This window comes from Agrobacterium sp. ST15.13.013 (assembly GCF_027956525.1).
GTDB classification, from domain to species: domain Bacteria; phylum Pseudomonadota; class Alphaproteobacteria; order Rhizobiales; family Rhizobiaceae; genus Agrobacterium; species Agrobacterium salinitolerans.
The window spans coordinates 248,184-267,930 of record NZ_JAQKGP010000002.1 but is presented as its reverse complement, the minus strand read 5'-3'; the positions used below and the strand labels follow the sequence as shown (position 1 = coordinate 267,930).

The 19,747-nt window shown below is 60.2% G+C and carries 17 protein-coding genes and 1 other RNA gene; all 18 read right to left on the bottom strand.

Features of this window, described 5'->3' with window-relative positions; all coding sequences use genetic code 11:
* Window positions 1–41: 41 nt before the first annotated feature.
* A complete protein-coding gene (gene murB, locus PL597_RS03100; RefSeq protein ID WP_077981676.1) occupies window positions 42–1,007 on the bottom strand; it encodes a UDP-N-acetylmuramate dehydrogenase in 966 nt (321 codons plus the stop codon).
* Entirely contained in the window at window positions 1,004–2,419 is a 1,416-nt protein-coding gene (gene murC / locus PL597_RS03095; RefSeq protein ID WP_077981675.1) for a UDP-N-acetylmuramate--L-alanine ligase, read from the bottom strand. The genes murB and murC overlap by 4 nt, the downstream gene beginning before the upstream one ends.
* On the bottom strand, window positions 2,416–3,552 hold the full coding sequence (gene murG / locus PL597_RS03090) for an undecaprenyldiphospho-muramoylpentapeptide beta-N-acetylglucosaminyltransferase (RefSeq protein WP_271364575.1): 1,137 nt from the start codon (window positions 3,550–3,552) through the stop codon (window positions 2,416–2,418). The genes murC and murG overlap by 4 nt, the downstream gene beginning before the upstream one ends.
* A gap of 6 nt (window positions 3,553–3,558) precedes the next feature.
* A complete protein-coding gene (gene ftsW, locus PL597_RS03085) occupies window positions 3,559–4,713 on the bottom strand; it encodes a putative lipid II flippase FtsW (RefSeq protein ID WP_004430748.1) in 1,155 nt (384 codons plus the stop codon).
* A gap of 5 nt (window positions 4,714–4,718) precedes the next feature.
* Window positions 4,719–6,128 (bottom strand): UDP-N-acetylmuramoyl-L-alanine--D-glutamate ligase, encoded by a 1,410-nt coding sequence (gene murD / locus PL597_RS03080; protein ID WP_271364574.1) that lies wholly within the window; start codon window positions 6,126–6,128, stop codon window positions 4,719–4,721.
* Between the two features lie 3 nt (window positions 6,129–6,131).
* Window positions 6,132–7,232, bottom strand: a complete 1,101-nt coding sequence (mraY, locus tag PL597_RS03075; protein ID WP_003522196.1) for a phospho-N-acetylmuramoyl-pentapeptide-transferase — start codon at window positions 7,230–7,232, stop codon at window positions 6,132–6,134.
* A 23-nt stretch (window positions 7,233–7,255) separates the two neighbouring features.
* Complete coding sequence (locus tag PL597_RS03070) at window positions 7,256–8,689, bottom strand: UDP-N-acetylmuramoylalanyl-D-glutamyl-2,6-diaminopimelate--D-alanyl-D-alanine ligase (RefSeq protein WP_077981671.1); 1,434 nt, start codon at window positions 8,687–8,689, stop codon at window positions 7,256–7,258.
* The gene (locus tag PL597_RS03065) at window positions 8,686–10,155 is read right to left on the bottom strand and encodes a UDP-N-acetylmuramoyl-L-alanyl-D-glutamate--2,6-diaminopimelate ligase (RefSeq protein ID WP_271364573.1); all 1,470 of its coding nucleotides are present in this window, start codon (window positions 10,153–10,155) and stop codon (window positions 8,686–8,688) included. Before PL597_RS03065 ends, PL597_RS03070 begins: the two co-directional genes overlap by 4 nt.
* 57 nt (window positions 10,156–10,212) lie before the next feature.
* Window positions 10,213–11,955, bottom strand: coding sequence for a peptidoglycan D,D-transpeptidase FtsI family protein (locus PL597_RS03060; RefSeq protein ID WP_077981669.1), 1,743 nt, complete (start codon window positions 11,953–11,955; stop codon window positions 10,213–10,215).
* Window positions 11,955–12,512, bottom strand: coding sequence for a cell division protein FtsL (gene ftsL / locus PL597_RS03055; protein WP_077981668.1), 558 nt, complete (start codon window positions 12,510–12,512; stop codon window positions 11,955–11,957). Before ftsL ends, PL597_RS03060 begins: the two co-directional genes overlap by 1 nt.
* 1 nt (window position 12,513) lies before the next feature.
* Window positions 12,514–13,539 carry a 16S rRNA (cytosine(1402)-N(4))-methyltransferase RsmH gene (rsmH, locus tag PL597_RS03050; protein WP_271364572.1) on the bottom strand — a complete coding sequence of 342 codons (1,026 nt, stop codon included), beginning with the start codon at window positions 13,537–13,539 and terminating at the stop codon, window positions 12,514–12,516.
* A gap of 14 nt (window positions 13,540–13,553) precedes the next feature.
* A complete protein-coding gene (mraZ, locus tag PL597_RS03045; RefSeq protein ID WP_077981666.1) occupies window positions 13,554–13,994 on the bottom strand; it encodes a division/cell wall cluster transcriptional repressor MraZ in 441 nt (146 codons plus the stop codon).
* A 401-nt stretch (window positions 13,995–14,395) separates the two neighbouring features.
* Window positions 14,396–14,798, bottom strand: an RNA gene (gene rnpB, locus PL597_RS03040) — RNase P RNA component class A.
* A gap of 56 nt (window positions 14,799–14,854) precedes the next feature.
* Window positions 14,855–16,045 carry an NAD(P)/FAD-dependent oxidoreductase gene (locus PL597_RS03035; RefSeq protein ID WP_271364571.1) on the bottom strand — a complete coding sequence of 397 codons (1,191 nt, stop codon included), beginning with the start codon at window positions 16,043–16,045 and terminating at the stop codon, window positions 14,855–14,857.
* Window positions 16,046–16,104: 59 nt separating this feature from the next.
* Complete coding sequence (locus PL597_RS03030; protein WP_271364570.1) at window positions 16,105–17,292, bottom strand: FAD-dependent oxidoreductase; 1,188 nt, start codon at window positions 17,290–17,292, stop codon at window positions 16,105–16,107.
* Window positions 17,293–17,384: 92 nt separating this feature from the next.
* Window positions 17,385–17,924 carry a lytic transglycosylase domain-containing protein gene (locus PL597_RS03025; protein ID WP_269823659.1) on the bottom strand — a complete coding sequence of 180 codons (540 nt, stop codon included), beginning with the start codon at window positions 17,922–17,924 and terminating at the stop codon, window positions 17,385–17,387.
* A gap of 248 nt (window positions 17,925–18,172) precedes the next feature.
* The gene (locus PL597_RS03020) at window positions 18,173–18,952 is read right to left on the bottom strand and encodes an N-acetylmuramoyl-L-alanine amidase (RefSeq protein ID WP_137410699.1); all 780 of its coding nucleotides are present in this window, start codon (window positions 18,950–18,952) and stop codon (window positions 18,173–18,175) included.
* The gene (locus tag PL597_RS03015; RefSeq protein ID WP_271364569.1) at window positions 18,949–19,689 is read right to left on the bottom strand and encodes a J domain-containing protein; all 741 of its coding nucleotides are present in this window, start codon (window positions 19,687–19,689) and stop codon (window positions 18,949–18,951) included. The genes PL597_RS03020 and PL597_RS03015 overlap by 4 nt, the downstream gene beginning before the upstream one ends.
* Window positions 19,690–19,747 lie beyond the last annotated feature (58 nt).

Genomic DNA, 19,747 nt, shown 5'->3' with positions numbered 1-19,747 from the left:
CAAAAGCAAATTTTCTTGTAATATGCAGTATTCACCGAGGTTTATGCCCCGAGGAACGGCTCCACTTCACGACCCGGCATGAAGAGGCCGAGGCGCTTGATTTCCCATTCCAGCCGGATGCCCGACTTCTCGAACACGCGCCTGCGGATGGTTTCGCCGAGATATTCCAGATCGTAACCGGTCGCATGGCCGGTATTGATCATGAAATTGCAATGCAGCGACGACATCTGCGCGCCGCCGATGACCAGACCGCGACCGCCCGCCTCATCGATCAGTTCCCACGCGGAATGACCTTCGGGATTCTTGAAGGTGGAACCACCGGTCTGTTCGCGGATCGGCTGCACTGTTTCGCGGTGGTGGCGCACGGCATCCATATCGGCGCGGATTTTCGCCTTGTCTTCCGGATAACCCTCAAACAACGCACCGGTAAAGATCAGGTCCTTGTCGGCGTCGGAATGGCGATAGCTATAGCCCATATCCGCGTTGGAAAGCACATGCTGGTTGCCCTGACGGTCGACCGCATAGACCTCCACAACACGCTCGCGCGTCTCGCCGCCGTTTGCGCCCGCATTCATCCGTAGCGCACCGCCAATGGAGCCGGGAATGCCGTAATAGAAATGGAAGCCGCCAATGCCATTGTCCATGGCCATGGCCGCAATATGCTTGTCCGGGCAGATCGCGCCCGCCTTGATGCGGTTTTCGCCGGCAAGCTCCACCTGGCCGAACCCCTTGGCCGACAGACGGACGACAACGCCCGGAATGCCGCCATCACGCACCAGAAGGTTCGAGCCGACGCCGACCACGGTCAAGGGCACGTCTTCCGGCAGAATTTTCAGGAAGGCGATCAGATCGTCCGTATCGTGCGGCTGGAACATGACTTCAGCAAGACCGCCGGCTCTGAACCACGTCACGCGGTCCATGGGCGCATCCGGTGTCAGACGTCCCCGCAATTCCTTTACCCCGTCGCCGAGCCTCCCCAGCAATTTAACCCCATCGACCTGTCTCATTCAGACTTTCCTGATATGCTCTTCAATTCCGAAGGCAGTACTGCTGCCCATTGCGTGATATTTCCAGCCCCCAAGAGAACCACGAAATCACCCGGATTCGCAATGCCTGTCACCACTGAGGCGAGATCTTCCCGTTTCTCGAGAAAACGGGCGTCCCGGTGGCCGGCGGCCTTGATGGCCGAAACCAGCGCTTCCGAGCTTGCGCCCTCGATCGGATCTTCGCCCGCGGCATAGACCGGAGCAAGGATAATCGTGTCGGCATCGTTAAAACAATGCGCGAAATCGTCGAACAGGCTGGAAAGGCGGCTGTATCGGTGCGGCTGGTGCACGGCGATGATACGGCCCTTGCACGCCTCCCGCGCCGCCTTCAGCACAGCTTTGATCTCCACCGGATGGTGACCGTAGTCGTCAAAAACCTGCACCCCATTGGCTTCGCCCGTCAGCGTGAAGCGCCGCTTGACGCCGCCGAAGGAGGCAAGGCCCTTCTTGATGTCGGCTTCCGAAATGCCGAGACGATTGGCAACGGCAATCGCCGCCGTCGCATTCGACACATTATGGCGGCCGGGCATCGGCAGGACGAGGTCCTTGAAGGAGAAAATCTTACCGGTGCGGCGACGGCGGATTTCCACATCGAACACCGAGCGCGTGCCGTCGATGCGCACATTCGAAAAACGCACGTCGGCCTGCGGGTTTTCGCCGTAGGTGATGACCTTACGGTCCTCGATCCGGCCGACCAGCGCCTGCACTTCAGGATGATCGAGGCACATGACACCGAAACCGTAGAACGGCACGTTCTCGACGAACTGTCGGAAAGCCGCGCGCACGGCATCGAAATTTCCATAATGATCCAGATGCTCGGGATCGATATTGGTGATGACGGCCACATCGGCGGGAAGTTTCAGGAAGGTGCCGTCGGATTCGTCCGCCTCCACCACCATCCACTCACCCTCGCCCATGCGGGCATTGGTTCCGTAAGCATTGATGATGCCGCCATTGATGACTGTCGGGTCGAGATTGCCGGCTTCCAGCAGCGTCGCGACCATGGAGGTGGTCGTGGTCTTGCCATGGGTGCCGCCAATGGCGATGGCATTACGGAAACGCATAAGCTCGGCCAGCATTTCGGCCCGGCGAACGATCGGCAGATGCTTCTCACGCGCCGCGATCAGTTCCGGATTGTTCTTCTTGATGGCGGTGGAAACGACCACCACCTCGGCATCGCCGATATTGTCAGCCGTGTGACCGACAAAAACCTCGATGCCCTTGTCGCGCAAGCGCTGCACATTGGCGCTTTCGGCCTGATCCGACCCCTGCACGCGATGGCCGAGATTGTGAAGCACTTCGGCAATGCCGCTCATGCCGATCCCGCCTATGCCGATGAAATGCACAAGGCCTATGGCTTTCGGCATCTTCATGCCCCAACTCCTTCATTCTTCTTCTTGAATTCCTGTACGGACCGGCCTTCGGCAATCGCCTCCACCAGATCGGCCAGCACATCCGCCGCATGGGGCTTGCCGGTCGCCTTGGCCGCTGCTGCCGTTGCCGAAAGACGATCCGGTTCAGAAAGCGCCGACGACAACAGGCTGGAAAGCTTCTGCGGCGACAGGTCCGCCTGCTTGATGACGCTTGCCCCGCCCGCCGCCGAAAGTGCGACCGCATTGGCCGCCTGATCATGGTCCAGCGCATGGGGATAGGGCACTAGGATCGACGGCCGGCCGATCACCGAAAGCTCCGATACCGTCGAGGCGCCCGAGCGGCTGATGACGAGATCGGCCTCACCGATGCGCGAGGCCATGTCGCCGAAGAAGGGCGAAACGTCAGCCTTCACACCGAGCTTCTGATAGGAGGCGATGACGCTGTCCTTGTCTTCGGGGCGCGCCTGCTGGGTCACGACGATACGTTTGCGCTGCTCGTCCTTCATCAGGCAGATCGCGGCCGGAACGGCGCTGGAAAAGAACTGCGCGCCCTGGCTGCCGCCGAAAACCACAAGCTGGAAAGTCTCGTCCGTCTGTGAGGGCGTATAGGGTATCTCCGATGCCGCCAGCACCGCCGGGCGCACCGGATTGCCTGTTGCCACCGTCTTGTCGGAATATTGGCCGTTGGCGGGCGGCAGGAAACCGCCGGCAATCGCCTTCACGCGTCCGGCGAGCGCCTTGTTGGCGCGGCCCATCACCGCATTCTGCTCGTGAATGATCGAGGGAACGCCAAGTCCGGTGGAGGCCAGAAGCGGCGGCACGGTCGGATAACCGCCGAAACCGACAACCGCGACCGGCTTCAGTTTCGTCACCAGCCGGCGGGCGGCACGCAGGCCCACCCATAGCTTCCAGAGCGAACGCACGACCGAAATCGGGTTCTTCGAGCCGATGGTGGCCGATGGCACCACATGAATTTCATCCGCCGGGAACTTGCCGGCATAACGCTCTGCGCGGCTGTCGGTGACGAGATGCACCTGATAACCGCGCGCCTTCAGCGTATGCGCCAAGGCCTCTGCTGGAAACACATGGCCGCCGGTTCCCCCGGCGGCAAGAAGAACAACACCCTTACTCATGATCGTTTACTCCGCAGGAACGCCGGAACCGACGCGGAAGAAGCTGCGCTCCTGCGCCCGCTTTTCGGGTCTGTGGCGTGTCAGCGCCAGAAGGAAGCCGGCGGTCACGCAGATCGCCATCATCGACGAACCACCATAGGAAATCAGCGGCAACGTCATGCCCTTGGCGGGCATCAGCTCCAGATTAACGCCGATATTGATCATCGACTGCATGCCGATTTGAAGCACCAGACCGGCCACGGCAAAGCGGCAGAAATCGTCCTTCTCCTTGAAGGCGTGCGACAGGCCACGCAGCACGATGAAGGCAAAGATGGCGACGAGAAACATGCAGAAAACGATGCCGAATTCTTCCGCCGCCACCGAAAAGATGAAGTCGGTATGGCTATCGGGAATGATACGTTTGACGATACCTTCGCCCGGGCCGCGGCCGAACCAGTCACCGCGGATGATCGCCTCGCGCGCCGTGTCCACCTGGAACGTATCGCCCTCTCCCGTCCAGAATCGGTCGATACGGCCCGCGACGTGCGGCAACATGAGATAGGCAGTCACAATACCGCCGACGCCGAGGCCGCCGAGCATGATGATCCAGAACCACGGCACGCCCGCCATGAAGAACATGCCGCCCCAGACCACCGATGTCAGGATCGTCTGACCGAAGTCCGGCTGGGCGATCAGAAGTGCGGCCACGATGCCGAAGGTGATGATGGCGAAGAGATTGCCCGGAATCTCCGGATGACGCGCCCGCTCAGCAAAGAGCCAGGCGCAGACGATGACGAAGGCTGGCTTCATGAATTCCGAAGGCTGGATCGAGAATGTGCCGATGGAAATCCAGCGACGCGCGCCCTTGACCTCGATGCCGAAGAACAGCGCGAAGATCATCATCAGCAGCGACGCGATCAGCATGATGACCGCCACACGGCGCACCTGGCGCGGTGACAGGAAGGAAAGGCCGACCATGATCGCCAGCGACGGCACCATGAACATCGCCTGACGCTCAACGAAGAAGAAGCTGTTGAGACCGATGCGCTCGGCAACCGCGGGTGACGCTGCGAAGGACAGCATCAGGCCGATGCCCATCAGCGCGATGAACGCCGCCAGAAAGAAACGGTCGATGGTCCAGAACCATTCCGCGACCGGACCGCGATCAACTCGGCTTACCATGGCCTTCAGTCCCCTTTTCCAGAGTGAACGAGCATCGTCATGCCATCGAGCGCCGCAACCTGCGCGACGAACGAATCACCTCTGATTTCAAAGTTCTTATATTGATCGAAGCTTGCGCAAGCCGGGGATAACATCACGATATTGCCGGCAGTCGCGTCTTTTTCCGCATCCGCCGCCGCATGCTGCACGGCTTTATCAAGCGTGCCGGATATTTCGTACGGCACCGCCTCGCCGAGCGTCGCTGCAAATTCCGCCGCCGCCTCGCCGATCAGATAGGCCTTGGCGATGCGCGGAAACAGGGGCGCAAGGCTGGCAATACCGCCGGCCTTCGGCAGACCGCCCGCAATCCAGTAGATGCGATCGAAACTCGAAAGTGCAGGTGCCGCCGCATCGGCATTGGTGGCCTTGCTGTCATTGACGAAGGTCACATTGCCACGCCGACCAACCGGTTGCATGCGGTGCTTGAGGCCGGGGAAGGACTTGAGACCGGCACGAACCTCATCTTCGGAAACACCGACGGCGAGGCAGGCCGCAATTGCCGCCGCCGCATTCTGCGCATTGTGACTGCCGCGTAGCGTCTGGATACCGTCGAGATCGACCAGCAGCGAAGACGTGCCGCCATGAGCACGTAAGATGCGGCTGCCTTCGGCATAGAGACCTTCGGAAACGACATTGCGCTTGGAAATGCGCTCCACCTTGACGCCGGCGCGTTCGATACGGTCGGCAATCAGTGTCGAATAGCTGTCATCCACACCAACAATCGCCGTGCCGCTGCCGGCAACAAGCCGTTCCTTGACGTCGGCATAGTGCTGCATCGTACCGTGCCGGTCGAGATGATCAGGCGTCAGATTGAGCAGGATACCGGCGGTCGGATTGATCGTCGGCGCCAGATCGATCTGATAGGACGAGCATTCCACCACGTAGAAACGTTGTGCCTTTGGCGGATCGAGGCTCAGCACCGCCGTACCGATATTGCCGCCGAGCTGCGTATCGCGACCGGCCGATTTCAGAATATGTGCGATCAGCGCCGTGGTGGTCGACTTGCCGTTGGTGCCGGTAATCGCGATGAAGGGACAATCCGGCGCATGAGCGCGACGCTCACGGACGAATAGCTCGATATCACCGATGATCTCGACGCCGGCAGCCTTCGCTAGGTCTACCGACCAGTGCGGCTTCGGATGCGTCAGGGGCACGCCCGGCGCCAGTACGAAGGAGGAAACGGAAGACCAGTCGATCGCGTGGAGGTCAGCAGTCGCAATACCCTCAGCCTCGGCCTTGGCGACGCTGTCGGGATTGTCGTCGAAAGCCACGACATCAGCACCGCCGGCTACCAGCGCCCGCGCGGTGACGAGACCGGAACCGCCAAGCCCGAAGAGAGCGACCTTCTTACCCCTAAACGACGTGACCGGGATCATCGCTCACCTCAGCTTCAGGGTGGCGAGGCCGAGCAGCGCGAGGCCTACGGAGATGATCCAGAAACGGATGACCACCTGGCTCTCCGTCCAGCCCTTTTTCTCGAAATGGTGATGGATCGGCGCCATCAGGAAAACGCGTCTGCCGGTGCGCTTGAACCAGAAGACCTGGATGATGACCGACAGCGTTTCCATGACGAACAGACCACCGACGATGACCATGACGATCTCGTGCTTGGTGGCGACGGCGATGGAGCCGATGAGACCGCCAAGCGCCAAAGAACCCGTATCACCCATGAAAATGGCGGCGGGCGGCGCATTGAACCACAGGAAGCCGAGGCCCGCGCCGATGACCGCGCCGACGATGACGGCGAGTTCACCCGTGCCGGGCACGAAATTGATCTGCAGGTAATTGGCAAAAACCGCGTTACCGGCGAGATAGGCGATCACGCCGAAGGTGGCGGCAGCGATCATGACCGGCACGATGGCGAGACCATCGAGACCATCGGTGAGGTTCACCGCATTGCCCGCGCCAACGATGACGAAAGCACCGAACAGCACGAAGAAATAACCGAGATTGATCACGAATTCCTTGAAGAAGGGAAAGGCGATGGAGCTGCCGAGCGTGCCGCCATGCGGTGCGGAGGCAAGCGCCATTTTCATCATGAAGAACACGGCAATCGCCGCGATCAGGAATTCGATACCGAGACGGGCCTTGCCCGAGAAACCCTTGTCGCTCTGCTTCGTCACTTTCAGATAATCGTCGTAAAAGCCGATGGCGCCGAAACCGAGCGTCACCATCAGAACGGCAACGACATAGACATTCGACAGGTCACCCCAGAGCAGCGAACCGCCGAGAATGCCGGCGAGGATCATCAAGCCACCCATGGTCGGCGTGCCGGCCTTCTTGAAATGCGTCTGCGGTCCGTCGGCGCGGATCGGCTGGCCCTTGCCCTGGCGCACGCGCAGCGAGTTGATGATCGCCGGTCCGAACAGGAAGACGATCAACGCAGAGGTGAACATTGCAGCACCCGCCCGGAAGGTGATGTACCGGAACAGGTTGAAGATTTGAATTTTATCCGACAGTTCGACGAGCCAGATCAGCATAATTGCCCTTTCAAAAGGCTATTTCAGACTTGGCGTTCCGTCTCGGGGAATGCCGGATACTTGTCAAGCAGGGCGGCGACAATCTTGCCGAAACCAAGCCCAAGTGACGATTTTACCATCAGCGCGTCTCCCGGTTGCACCCATTGCAGGGCGAAATCGGTGAGTTCCGCCGTCGTCGGGAACCAGATGACGGTGACGCTGTCCGGCAACGCGTCGCGCAATGCGGCCATCGCCTCTCCCGCAAGCCAGACATGTTCGATGCCGGCCGCGAGCAATGGTCCGGCCAGTTCCTCATGCAGCTGCGCCGAAAACTCGCCCATCTCCAGCATGTCGCCTAAAACAGCAACGCGACGGCCGTGGCCCTGCGTCGGCGTTTCCGCCAGCACCGCAATCGACGCCCGCATGGAGGCGGGATTGGCGTTGTAGCTTTCATCGATCAGCAGGAAGGAGCCGCCGTTGATCTGAAGGTGGTGACGCTGGCCGCGCCCCTTCACCGCCTCAAGCGATCCAAGCACCTCGAAGGCGCGATCAAGATTGGCGCCCGTGATCGCCACGGCGCCGAGCACCGCCATCGCATTGTCTGCAATATGCCGGCCGGGAATGTTGAGATGCAGCTCGCTGGTTTCACCATTGAGGATCGCCCAGATCGTCGAGCCCGTTGTCGTGCTCTCGAAGTCTGCAAGGCGGAAATCGGCCTTGGCGTGCTGGCCGAAGGTGAGGATATGTTCGATACCCTGTTCCTGCGCCGCCTCTTCCAGCTGTTCGAACTGGGCGTTATCGCGGTTGAGGATGACCGAACCACCTTCTTCCACGCCTTCGAAAATCTCCGCCTTGGCGGCGGCGATCTCTTCGATATTCTTGAAATTGCCGAGGTGGGCTGCCGCGATGGTGGTGATGATCGCCACATGCGGGCGCACCATCTTTACCAGCGGCCGGATTTCGCCGGAATGGTTCATGCCGATTTCGAACACGCCGAATTCCGTATCGGCAGGCATGCGTGCGAGCGTCAGCGGCACGCCCCAATGGTTGTTGAAGGACGCCACCGCCGCATGCACCCGGCCCGATGGGGCGAGCGCCTGCCGCAGCATTTCCTTGGTCGTTGTCTTGCCCACCGAACCGGTCACCGCGATGATGCGCGCCGACGTTCTTTCGCGCGCGGCAAGGGCAAGCTTGCCAAGGGCTGCGAGCACATCTTCCACCACGATCATCGGCACGGTCAGACGACCGAGCGCCGGCAGCTTGGCTTCGGCAACGACCAGAAGTCCTGCCCCATTCGCAACCGCGAAACTCGTATAGTCGTGACCGTCCACCCGATCACCCTTGATGGCGAAGAACGCTTCGCCCGATTTGACCGTCCGGCTGTCGATGGAAATGCCGGTGATTCCGGTCGGCAGGTTGCCCACGGGGCGTCCTGCCGTGATGGCGATCATGTCGGCGACTGTCCATAACCAGCTCAAATCTTCGATCCTTCCAGCCCTGCCAGTGCAGCGCGCACCTGTTCATGATCGGAAAAAGGCAGCGTTACGGAACCGACGATCTGCCCCTCTTCATGCCCCTTGCCTGCGACGATCAGCGTATCGCCATGCGAAAGCAGCGACACCGCATGGCGGATAGCGTCCGCCCTGTCGCCGATTTCCAATGCGCCGGGTGCTGCCGCCATGACTTCGGAACGGATCGTTGCAGCATCTTCCGAACGCGGATTGTCGTCGGTGACAATGACGATGTCGGAAAGCCGCGTCGCCACCTCGCCCATGATCGGTCGCTTGCCCTTGTCGCGGTCACCGCCGCAGCCGAAAACGGTGATGATGCGGCCGGAGGTGAAGGGCCGCACCGAGGTCAGCACGTTCTCCAGCGCATCGGGCTTATGAGCGTAATCCACATAGGCAAGCGCGCCGTTCTTCGTCTGGCCCACGAGTTCCAAACGACCGGCGGCGCCGATCAGCTTTTCAAGCGCCTTCAGCGCCGTTGCCGCGGGAACACCCGTGGACATGGCGAGACCGGCGGCGACCAGCGCGTTGGCCACCTGGAAATCACCCGCGAGCGGGATGTCGACTTCATGGATAACACCGTCATGATGCACTTCGACCATCTGCTTGTGGCGGAAATGCTCGACGCGCTTCAAAGTGAGATACTGGCCGTTGCGACCGACGGTGCGGACATCGAGACCTGCTTCCTGCGCTGCCCGGATCGCCTTGTCCGACCATGGGTCGTCGGCGAAGATCACGGCGGGAGCCCCTTTTTCCATCAGCGTATCGAAAAGCCGCATCTTCGCGGCCATGTAATCCTCGACGGTCGGATGGTAATCCATGTGATCGCGGCCAAGATTGGTGAAGCCGGCGGCAAACAGGTGGACGCCATCAAGGCGGCGCTGGTCAAGACCGTGGCTGGACGCTTCCATCGCAGCATGGGTGACGCCCTCGTCCGCAAGCTCGGCCAGAAGCGCATGCAGCGTCACCGGATCGGGCGTCGTCAGCGCGCCGTAATCCTCGCGGCCAGGAGCAATGACGCCGGTCGTGCCGATCTGGGCTGCGGCATGGCCAGCGAAAGCCCAGATTTGCCGTACAAAGGAAGCAACCGAGGTCTTTCCTGCGGTACCGGTAACGGCGACCATTATTTCCGGTTGTTTTCCATAAAAGCGGGAAGCGGCATGGGAGAGATAAAGGCGTGGGTCGGTTACGACCAGAACCGGCACGTCGGCTTCCACCGCGTGCCCGGAAACAACGGCAACGGCCCCATTGGCAACCGCGTCCTTCACATAGGTCGTACCATCGGCCTTGGTGCCAGAAACCGCAACGAACAGGCTGCCCGGCGCAGCCTTGCGGCTGTCTGCGGTGATCCCCCCGATTTCAATCGCCCCGATCTCAGACAGGAGCAATTCCTTCAATTCCGGAAACGCATTTCCGGATATATCTCGCAAATTCATCGACTGTGTCCGTCTTGTCCCCCCGGCGCGAATCGCCGGAACATCATAAGCTAACAATCAATAAGACACGAGCAAGGCCGAGCCATCCTTGCCGAACTTCGGCTTCACGCCCAGTACGGCCGCCGTGCGACTGATGATATCGTGCACCATGGGGGCTGCAGACGTGCCGGCGAGCGCCGCGCCATTGCCCTTGTCCGTCTTCGGCTCGTCGATGAACGACAGCACGACATATTGCGGATCGTCCATTGGAAAGGCCGACAGGAAGGCGTTGAAGTTCTTGTCGTGCACGTAGCGGCCGTTGACGACCTTGTCGGCCGTACCGGTCTTGCCGCCGACGTTGAAACCATCGACACGCGCATTGCGGCCGGAACCGTTGACGCCGTTCCATTCGAAGAGGAAGCGCATATCCTTGCTGGCGCCAGGCTTCAACACCTGCTTTGCCACCTGATCCGCCTGTTCACGGGTGCGCGGCAGGAAGGTCGGTTCGATCAGTTTACCGCCATTGACGAGTGCCGCACCGGCAACCGCCGTCTGCAACGGCGTCGTGGAAACGCCATGGCCGAAGGAAATGGTGATGGAATTGATCTTCTTCCATTCGCGCGGCTGCGATGGCATCGCCACTTCTGGCAGTTCGGTGTGCATGCGGGTGAGAAGACCAAGCCGCGTCAGGAATTCCTTGTGGCCTTCGGTGCCAACAGTATCGGCGATTTTCGCCGTACCGATGTTGGACGAATACTGAAAGATTTCCGGCACCGAGAGCATGCGGCCCTTGCCGTGGAAGTCCTTGATGGTGAAGCCGCCGATGCGGATCGGATAACGCGCATCGAAAGTGTCACCGAGATGGACACGGCCCGAATCGAGGCCCATGGCAATGGTGAAGGACTTGAAGGTGGAACCCATCTCGAACGTGCCGTTCGACATGCGGTTGAGCCAGCCTTCCTTTGCGCCTTCGGCCGGGTTGTTCGGATCGTAGTCCGGCACGGAGGCCATGGCGAGAACCTCGCCAGTATGCACATCCAGAACCACAGCGCCTGCGCCGATCGCACGAAATTTGGCAATGGCGGCGGTTACAACTTCACGCACGATGGACTGCACGCGCAGATCTATCGAAAGCTTCACCGGCTCCAGCGGCTGGTCGCTGGTCATGCCGAGCGCCGTCAGATCGGCCAGGCCCTGGCTATCGACGTAACGTTCCATGCCGGCAACGCCGCGATTGTCGATATTGACGTGTCCGACGACATGGGCGGCGGTCGGCCCGCCGGGATAAAAGCGGCGCTTTTCCGGGCGGAAGCCGATGCCGGGAATGCCGAGCGCCAGGATCTGGCTCTGCTGCTTCGGCGTCAATTGGCGGCGCAGCCACTGGAAACGCGAGTTGGAGGTAAGCTTCTGATAGGTGCTGCGCTGGTCGAGATCCGGCAGGACGGTGCGCAGCTTCTCGATGGCCTCGTCGATATCGACAATGCGATGCGGCTCGGCAAACAGCGAGACGGTGCGAATATCGGTGGCCAGCACCTCGCCGTTGCGGTCGAGAAGATCGGGACGCGACGCCATCAGCCGGTCTGCGGGCGCGATGCTCGATACCGTTTCCTGTTCCGCCATGCCATATTGCACGAGACGGCCACCGACGACGGCGTAAAATGCGACGAAGCCAAAAATGAGAAGGCCGACGCGGCTTTTCGCCTGCGCCGCGCGCTTCTTGCGCGCGCCTTCAAACGCCGCATGGTCGGTATGGATACCGGTGGTGCTGGCTGAAAAATGAGCCTTGCTCTTCAAAACCATGACGCGGGAGAGAAAAGACATCAGCGGTTCACCGATCCTGTTATGGTTTCATCCATATCGCCGGATTCATCGCCGGCGGCGGAAGCGACCGGCACAGGCGCCGGCGCCGGACGTGAAACGCGCGCACGGGGCGTGGGCACTGGAACGCCGTTTACGGCAATCTGGCCCGCGGGCGGCGATTTGGGCTTGGAAGCGCCACCCAGCGTGGCCCCCGGCTTCGAGCCGTTGACAGCGGCGGCGATGACATCCTCGACGCTCATTCCTTCAGGCTCGGGCGGCTGCGGCAATTGCGAGCGCAGCATCGGCAGTTCACGCGGCTGTGCCAATTGCGTCGGCAGGGTCGGCGAAAGACCAAGTTCGTCTTGATAGGCATTTACGAGCCGGTGCAAACGGTTCGGCTGCGTCAGCAGCGCCCAGTCGGCCCGCAGGAGATCGATCGTATCTTTCTCAAGCTTGATCTCGGCCTCCAGCTTGCGGACCTCTTCAAGCTTCAGATCGGCCTTGTGCTTGATCGAATAGGTCACGACCGCCGCAGCGACCATGACCCCCATCAAGATGACATCGAAAGTGCGCAGCATATCAGCCTCCCATCTTTTCAAGGCTGGCGAGATCGGGAAGCTCGAAAATCGAGAAATCTGCAGCACGCGCCGGTGCCGTGGTGCGCAGGCCCGCACGAAGCTTGGCCGAACGGGCCCGCGGATTAAGCTCCGCCTCCTCGTCGCTGGCAGCGATCATCGGCTTGCCGATATTCTCGAAAATGGCGGGCTTGTCCTCCACCATCGGCAGATGCCTCGAACCGGCGGCCTTGCCCGAACGGTCGGAAAAGAATTTTTTGACGATACGGTCTTCCAAAGAATGGAAGGTAACGACGACCAGCCGGCCGCCGGGCTTCAGAACCTGCTCGGCGGCAAACAAGGCCTGCGCCAGTTCGCCCAGCTCGTCATTGACGAAAACACGCAGCGCCTGGAACACCCGCGTTGCCGGATGAATCTTGTCTTTGGCTTTCCGCGGCGTGACGATCTCGATCAGGCCCGCCAGGTCGCGGGTGGTGCGGAAGGGCTCTTCCGCCCGCTTCTTCTCGATGGCGCGGGCGATGCGACCCGGCTGCTTTTCTTCACCGAGAAAACCGAAAATGCGAATGAGATCGCCGACCTTCGCACGATTGACGACATCGGCGGCCGAAACGCCGGAACCCGACATGCGCATGTCGAGAGGGCCGTTCTTCTGAAAGGAGAAACCGCGTTCGGCCTCATCGATCTGCATGGAGGACACGCCAATATCGAGAACGACGCCATCGAGGCCGCCTTCGGGCGCATGTTTTGCGAGATCGGAAAATTGCGATTGAATAAGCGAAAGCCTGCCGCCATTGGCCGCGACCATCGCCTGGCCACCGGCGATCGCGGTGGGATCACGGTCCAGCGCGATGACATTTGCGCCCTGATCGAGAATGGCCTGGGTGTAGCCGCCGGCACCGAAAGTGCCATCCAGAATGACCTTGCCGGGGGCGGGTTCAAGCGCGGTGATGACTTCCCGAAGCAGCACAGGAATATGACGCTGAGGTCCGCCATCGGCATCAGAAGATCGTCCGCCAGAATTCGCCGCCATTGACTGTCCCCGTCCTAGGCGGGGCGAGCAGCCGAAAAACCGCGCCCCGCTCTTGCTTCCGCCTGCGCCGCCAAAAACGCATCCGGTTGCCAAAGCTGAAAATGATCCGCCCGCCCGACGAAGGTGACCTCGGTGGAGATGCCGGTAAATTCCCGCACAAAATCCGTCACCATCAATCGACCTTCCTGGTCGAGCTTCATGAAAACACCGCCGCCGTGAACCAGCAGCGACATTGCGTTTGCCTGCGGCGAGAAGGCATCCATGGACGCAATCTGCCGCTCGTAGCGCTCCAGCAGATCCGGACCGCCGACGCTGATTGCCGGAAACGCAAAATCCTGGAGACAATAAAGCTCCTGAATGCCGCGCTTCACCAGCACCGAACGAAACGGAGACGGAACCGAAACGCGCCCCTTGGCGTCGATCCTGTTCGTCACGTTCGATAAAAAGCGGTCCATTACTCAACTCGCCAAAACCGCATGCCCCAAAGCGATTCATCCGCTCCGCAGCCGACACCGGTACGCACGACACATCGCCAAGCGCCAGGGCGACATGCCCTGCAGCAGCCCCTTGCAGGCTCCTCGAACGTTTCAGCGATTGCGGGTCAAAAACACGACCCAATGTGGTGTGCATTTGGGATACCATGGGACACTATGGGCGTCAATGGGATGAAGCCGGCACGATACCGACTTCGCATCGGAAATTCATAAGCCGTTAAGTTTAACGAATGGTTTACTTTGTGCGCGAAGACGGCGGTTTACCGGCACAAAAATTGTCTTAAACCGATAATTTTCCGGTTTAAAAACAATATGATGATGAGATTTTTTAGAAGTTTCACGTCGAAGACGGAAAAGGAAAATTCGCCAGTTGGCCTGTAAGCCGGGTTCTGTATGGCTCCGGTTTGACCCGGAACGTGGCAGCCATTCATCTGGGACGGCATTTGCATGCCGCCTCGCGCAACCCACCCGGATGACGGGCCTGGAAACCGGCTGTGAACGGGCTTTCGCCCATCCCGTGTCATCCCTATTCGGTCTTGCTCCCGGTGGGGTTTACCTTGCCGCCGCTGTTACCAGAAGCGCGGTGGGCTCTTACCCCACCCTTTCACCCTTACCATGCGGGTGCATGGCGGTTTGCTCTCTGTGGCACTTTCCCTGGGGTCGCCCCCGCCGGACGTTATCCGGCACCGTATTTCCGTGGAGCCCGGACTTTCCTCACCTTACCGTCTTTCGACATTGGTAAAGCGCGGCTGCCCGGCCAACTGGCTTGGGCTGCATAACCATGTTCCGCAGCGAAAGCCACCGAAAAGCGACGGCCAAGATCAAAGAAATGCGCGTTTGAAATCCGTCGAGAAGGCACCGTCGGCGATTTGCCCGTCCCGCAGCAGCAGGGCACCCAGCCGCCCGATCTCATCAGAACTCTTGGCCGCCGTGCCGTTACCGCCGGTCAGAACCGCAATCTTCGGCGAGGCGGTGAAGCCGATGGCCGGATAGCCGCTCTGCGTTTTGGAGACGACACAGGCGGCCATCGAGATGCGCGAGCGATCAATGGAAGGCACCAGCCTGCCCACGATCTCCGAAAGATGGTCACGCACATTTTCGCGTCCGCCGGAGCGGAACCATTCGCGGATTTCCGGGTCACTGCTGACCCTCTTGTCGTCGGGATCACCGCCGATCTTCAGGTAAAATTTGCCGTCGGGATACCGCACCGGCGGCAGGAGATAGATATGTTTCGTGGTATCACGCGGCTCATAGATGAGAGACGGCATGTCTGCATATTGAGCGAGATCGCCCTCATCTATCTCGAAGAAAGCGACGGTGCGGGCATAAACATCAAGCCCGACAGGCTGCGGCAGCAAATCCCTGGTGATGGAGAAGCCACCGGCCGCCACCAGCACCCGGTCTGCGGTATAAATCGCGCCAGAAACCGTCTGCACCGAGGCCCGGCCACGCTCTTCCCGCGTCGAGACGACAATATCATCGATCAGCGTAACGCCAGCCTTTTCCGCGAGGATAGCCTGCGCTTTCACCAGCGCGCGCGGGTTGACGTAACCGGCATTGTCCTTTTCGAATACACCTTCGCAACCCTGTTCGAAGGAGAAATAGGGAAAGCGGCTTTTCAGGCTCTGGTCATCAAGCAGTTCCGTGGAAGCGCCGAGCCGAGCCGCTGCCTTGAGGACATCATCGACAAAAGGATTCGCACCGCCCCGCTGCGGCCCCACCATCAGGCAGCCGACCGGCGCATAAAACTCGACACCACTGCGTGCGGCAATATCGGCATAACGCGCAATGGAACGGTTGGCGAGCAAGGCCCAGTCGGCATCACCATCGATGGTGCGGGTAATCCGCGCTTCATCGTAGTGGCTCGCGAAGACGCCTTGATGGGTTTTGATATCGGCAGGCTCAACGGGACCGATCAGCGCCACACCCTCCGCCGTTTCCGCCAGATGGCGGGCAGCGGCGGCCCCCATCATGCCTCGACCGACGACGATATAATTGAAATGTCCCGACATGCCGCCCTCTTTTCCCTTTCCGTTCAGCCGCATTCTTGTAGCTGTTTGCCCGGGGAATGTCAGACGAAAATCGGCGACATCTCGGCAGCGAATTCATCCTCGGTGAGCTGGCCATTGAGAAGCAGCTGCGCGCCCAGCCGGCCGATCTCGTCCGAAGACTTGGCGGAGACGAAATTGCCGCCGGTCAGAACCGCGATATTGGAGGATTGCGTATAGCCAATATAGGGATAGCCACTGCGGGTAATGGAGGCGACACAAGAGCCTGACGTGACCGGGCAGCCGGCAAGTTCCGGCATCAAGGAGAGCGCCCGCTTTCTCAGAAACTCCACCTCACCCGGCGTCCCGTCCGAATGGAACCAGTCCATCGCGTCAGTGAGCGTTTCAAGCCTGCCCTTCTCGCTCTCCCCGCCAATCTTCAGATAGACCTTGCCATCGGGATAACGCACCGGCGGCAGGATATAGACGATGTCGTCCTCTGTTTCCGCGAGCACGATGGTGGAGGGCATCGCCCCAAACAACGCCTGATGCGCCTCATCCAGCTCGAAAAAGACGATGGTGCGGCCCGTGGCCGCCATATCGACGGGAGAAGGCAGAAGTTCCGCCATGTTGGTGAAACCGCCGGCCGCCACGATGACCTTTTCAGCGGTATGGACGGCCCCTTCGCGGGTCGAAACCTCTACGCCATGGGAGGTGTCGCGAATATGCGCCGCCGTCTTGCGCAGCAGTTTCGCACCCTGCACCTCGGCAATGGCGCACTGCGCCTTCACCAGGGCGCGTGGATTGACGTGGCCGGCATTCTGCGCCTCGAAATAACCGTCGTGATCCGCCGGCAGGGAGAACATCGGAAACCGGTCAACGAGCGCATCGCTGCCGAGTGTCTCTACACCAAGACCGAGACGGTCCGCCGAGGAAAGGGCGCGCGAGACATAATCTCCCGCAAGACCCTTACCGTTGCCGGTGAACAGACAGCCTGCTTCGGTAAAAAAGCGAATGCCGCTTTTGGCCTCGATCTCCGCATAACGGCGGATGGAGCGTTGCGCCAGCTCCGCCCAGACCGGATCGCCGTCAAACCCGCGGGTGATGCGCGCCTCATCGTAATGACTTGAAAATACACCCTGATGCGTCTTGCGGTCGGCAGGTTCGTCCGGCCCGATCAGCGCCACGCCATCCGTTTGCACGGAGAGATGCCGCGCCGCGGCCGCTCCCATCATTCCGGCCCCGACCACGATATATTTGAAATCCGGCATGTCATGCTCCGTATCAGCTTTGCCTCTGACTACAGCATGCCGGGCCGAACCGGAATCGCTTTTCGCAATTTAACAAGCAATGCAAACCGGCCTCAGCCGGCCAGCAACGCCTGCACCTTGCCACAATAGCGCTTGGAGACTGGGTTCATGCGGGTGGCGCCATGGCCGGCATTGTAACGCAGGATCGTGCCGCACACTTGACCGCCGCCCAGCTGATGCGCCGTCGCCAGATATTGCATGCCCCAGCGGATATTGGTCTCGGGATCGTAAAGCGCCTTGGTCGTGCCGCGATAGCCCATCATCCGCGCCGTAGCCGGCTTGATCTGCATCAGCCCGACCTCGCCCGCGCTGCCGCGGGCCTTGGGGTTGAACTTGCTTTCCACCGAAACGACGGCATGCGCCAGGTTGGTGGGAACGCCGTAACGCTTGGCATATTTGACGATCAGATCGGAATAGCCGTTCTTGAGAGTGGAAGGCAGGTTTTTTTCCGGAATGGGATAACCGGGCTTGCGGAAGAAGGTCTCCAGCGTCACGGTTTTGGTCTTGACGTCCTCGTCTTTGGCAAAAGCAATCCCCGCCTGCGAAGCGAGCATAACAACACTCGCCACGACAGCAACAACAACCCTGTTCATATGTAGAAAAAGTCTCCAGATCGGATGACCGGAACAATGAAGCGACACAAATAGTCTGCGCCCGGAAAGTCGATCTCGACCTTCCGCTGTCCGGTCTCCTTGATTGATATTGACGGCAGGCTCCCCTGAAGAACGACACCGCATGCAGTGACGTTCTTAAACTTCCTCAATGCGGATTAACTGTGGCACAAGAAAAAAAGCGACTTGAACTCGCGGAAAAAGCGGGAATGCTTTTCCAGAATTGGCGATTAAGCGCCCGAAAATCTCGGCAGGCTGGCGATCAGCCGGTGCAGCGTATCGATGGTGGAGAAATCCGCGATACCATCCACCAAAGCAGGGCGGAAATGCCGCTGGAAAGCAGCCACGGCGCCTTCGGTTTTTTCGCAATAAGCGCCTGTAATTTCAACGCCATAACCATAAATAGACAGCATCGACTGCAGCGCTTCGACCGGCTGGCCATGATCGCCGCGCTGAAAAAAGCGGCCGCCACGGATCGGAGCAGGCTCCACCCAATGGCCGACACCGTGCTGCGACAGGATGTCCCACGGAAATTTTTCACCCGGATCGACCTTGCGGATCGGTGCAACATCCGAATGCGCCAGCACCCTTTCTGGGGCGATAGACCAGCGCTGGCCGCAATCGCGACACAATTCGATGACGGCAGCCACCTGCTCTTTCGGAAATTCCGGCAGGCCGCCGGGATGGCCCTGATTGGCGATCTCGATACCAATGGAGCGGGAATTGATGTCCTGATCCCCCGCCCATATGCTTTTGCCCGCATGCCAGGCACGGCGGGTTTCCGGCACGAGCTGGATGACGCGCCCGTCCTCGAAGACGAAATAATGGCTTGAGACCTGGCTTTCGAGATTGCAGAGCCACGACAGTGCGCCGTCGGCCGTCGTCATGCCGGTATAATGCAACAGGATAATATCGGGGCCGGCTACATCAAGCCTTTCACCATGGTTAGGCGAAGGCGCAACGGTTGCGCCCCCGAAATCCGGGATAAAATCCGGCAGACATTCACTCATGCGACGCGGCGTTCTTTCTCGATGGCCGCATAAGCGGCGTTGAGAGCCGCCATACGCTCATTCGCGGCCGTATGCAATTCCATGGGAACGCCGCGGGCAATGAGCTTGTCAGGATGGTGTTCGGCAACCAGCGTTCGGTACCGCTTGCGGATATCCAGAAAATCGTCCGAAGGCGAAACGCCGAGCACGCGATAAGGGTCGCGCCCGTCCATATGGACATGCCGCGCCATGATCGTTTCGAAGTGATCTTCGGTGATACGGAAGATTTCCGCGATCCGACCCAAGAAGGCGAGTTCCCGCTCGTGGATCAGCCCATCGGCCTTGGCGATGTGGAACAGGCCGTCGATGACGCTTTCCAGCATCTCGCAATTGGCGTGCCCGGAGCCGCAAAGACCAGCAAGCCGCTCCGCATAGGCCTCGTAACCGGCAACGTCCTGGCGGGCGAGATTATAAAGACGGGCGACGTTCTTGGCTTCTTCTTCCGGAAAATCGAAGATTTGCCGGAAGGCGCGCACTTCCGCGTCGTTGACGACACCGTCGGCCTTCGCCATTTTGGCGGAGAGCGCGATGATGGCCACGGAAAAGGAAACCTTGCGGCGGGTTTCCGGGTCACCTTCGAAAAGGGTGCGGATGGCTTCCACCACGCGCCCGAGCGCACCGCCTGCCGCGTCGCCGATTGCGCCGAGCAGCCGTTCCCACAGGGATGAAATTTGCAGACAGGCGAAATCGAACATCATGCAACAAGCATGACGGGATATTGCCGCGAATGCAATATGCCTAGCGGGCCGGCGGCAT

Bases quoted from the DNA above. Each gene is read 5' to 3' on its own strand.
- murB (WP_077981676.1), bottom strand. From the start codon at position 1,007: ATGAGACAGGTCGATGGGGTTAAATTGCTGGGGAGGCTCGGCGACGGG.
- murC (WP_077981675.1), bottom strand. From the start codon at position 2,419: ATGAAGATGCCGAAAGCCATAGGCCTTGTGCATTTCATCGGCATAGGC.
- murG (WP_271364575.1), bottom strand. From the start codon at position 3,552: ATGAGTAAGGGTGTTGTTCTTCTTGCCGCCGGGGGAACCGGCGGCCAT.
- ftsW (WP_004430748.1), bottom strand. From the start codon at position 4,713: ATGGTAAGCCGAGTTGATCGCGGTCCGGTCGCGGAATGGTTCTGGACC.
- murD (WP_271364574.1), bottom strand. From the start codon at position 6,128: ATGATCCCGGTCACGTCGTTTAGGGGTAAGAAGGTCGCTCTCTTCGGG.
- mraY (WP_003522196.1), bottom strand. From the start codon at position 7,232: ATGCTGATCTGGCTCGTCGAACTGTCGGATAAAATTCAAATCTTCAAC.
- PL597_RS03065 (WP_271364573.1), bottom strand. From the start codon at position 10,155: ATGAATTTGCGAGATATATCCGGAAATGCGTTTCCGGAATTGAAGGAA.
- PL597_RS03060 (WP_077981669.1), bottom strand. From the start codon at position 11,955: ATGTCTTTTCTCTCCCGCGTCATGGTTTTGAAGAGCAAGGCTCATTTT.
- ftsL (WP_077981668.1), bottom strand. From the start codon at position 12,512: ATGCTGCGCACTTTCGATGTCATCTTGATGGGGGTCATGGTCGCTGCG.
- rsmH (WP_271364572.1), bottom strand. From the start codon at position 13,539: ATGGCGGCGAATTCTGGCGGACGATCTTCTGATGCCGATGGCGGACCT.
- mraZ (WP_077981666.1), bottom strand. From the start codon at position 13,994: ATGGACCGCTTTTTATCGAACGTGACGAACAGGATCGACGCCAAGGGG.
- PL597_RS03035 (WP_271364571.1), bottom strand. From the start codon at position 16,045: ATGTCGGGACATTTCAATTATATCGTCGTCGGTCGAGGCATGATGGGG.
- PL597_RS03030 (WP_271364570.1), bottom strand. From the start codon at position 17,292: ATGCCGGATTTCAAATATATCGTGGTCGGGGCCGGAATGATGGGAGCG.
- PL597_RS03025 (WP_269823659.1), bottom strand. From the start codon at position 17,924: ATGAACAGGGTTGTTGTTGCTGTCGTGGCGAGTGTTGTTATGCTCGCT.
- PL597_RS03020 (WP_137410699.1), bottom strand. From the start codon at position 18,952: ATGAGTGAATGTCTGCCGGATTTTATCCCGGATTTCGGGGGCGCAACC.
- PL597_RS03015 (WP_271364569.1), bottom strand. From the start codon at position 19,689: ATGATGTTCGATTTCGCCTGTCTGCAAATTTCATCCCTGTGGGAACGG.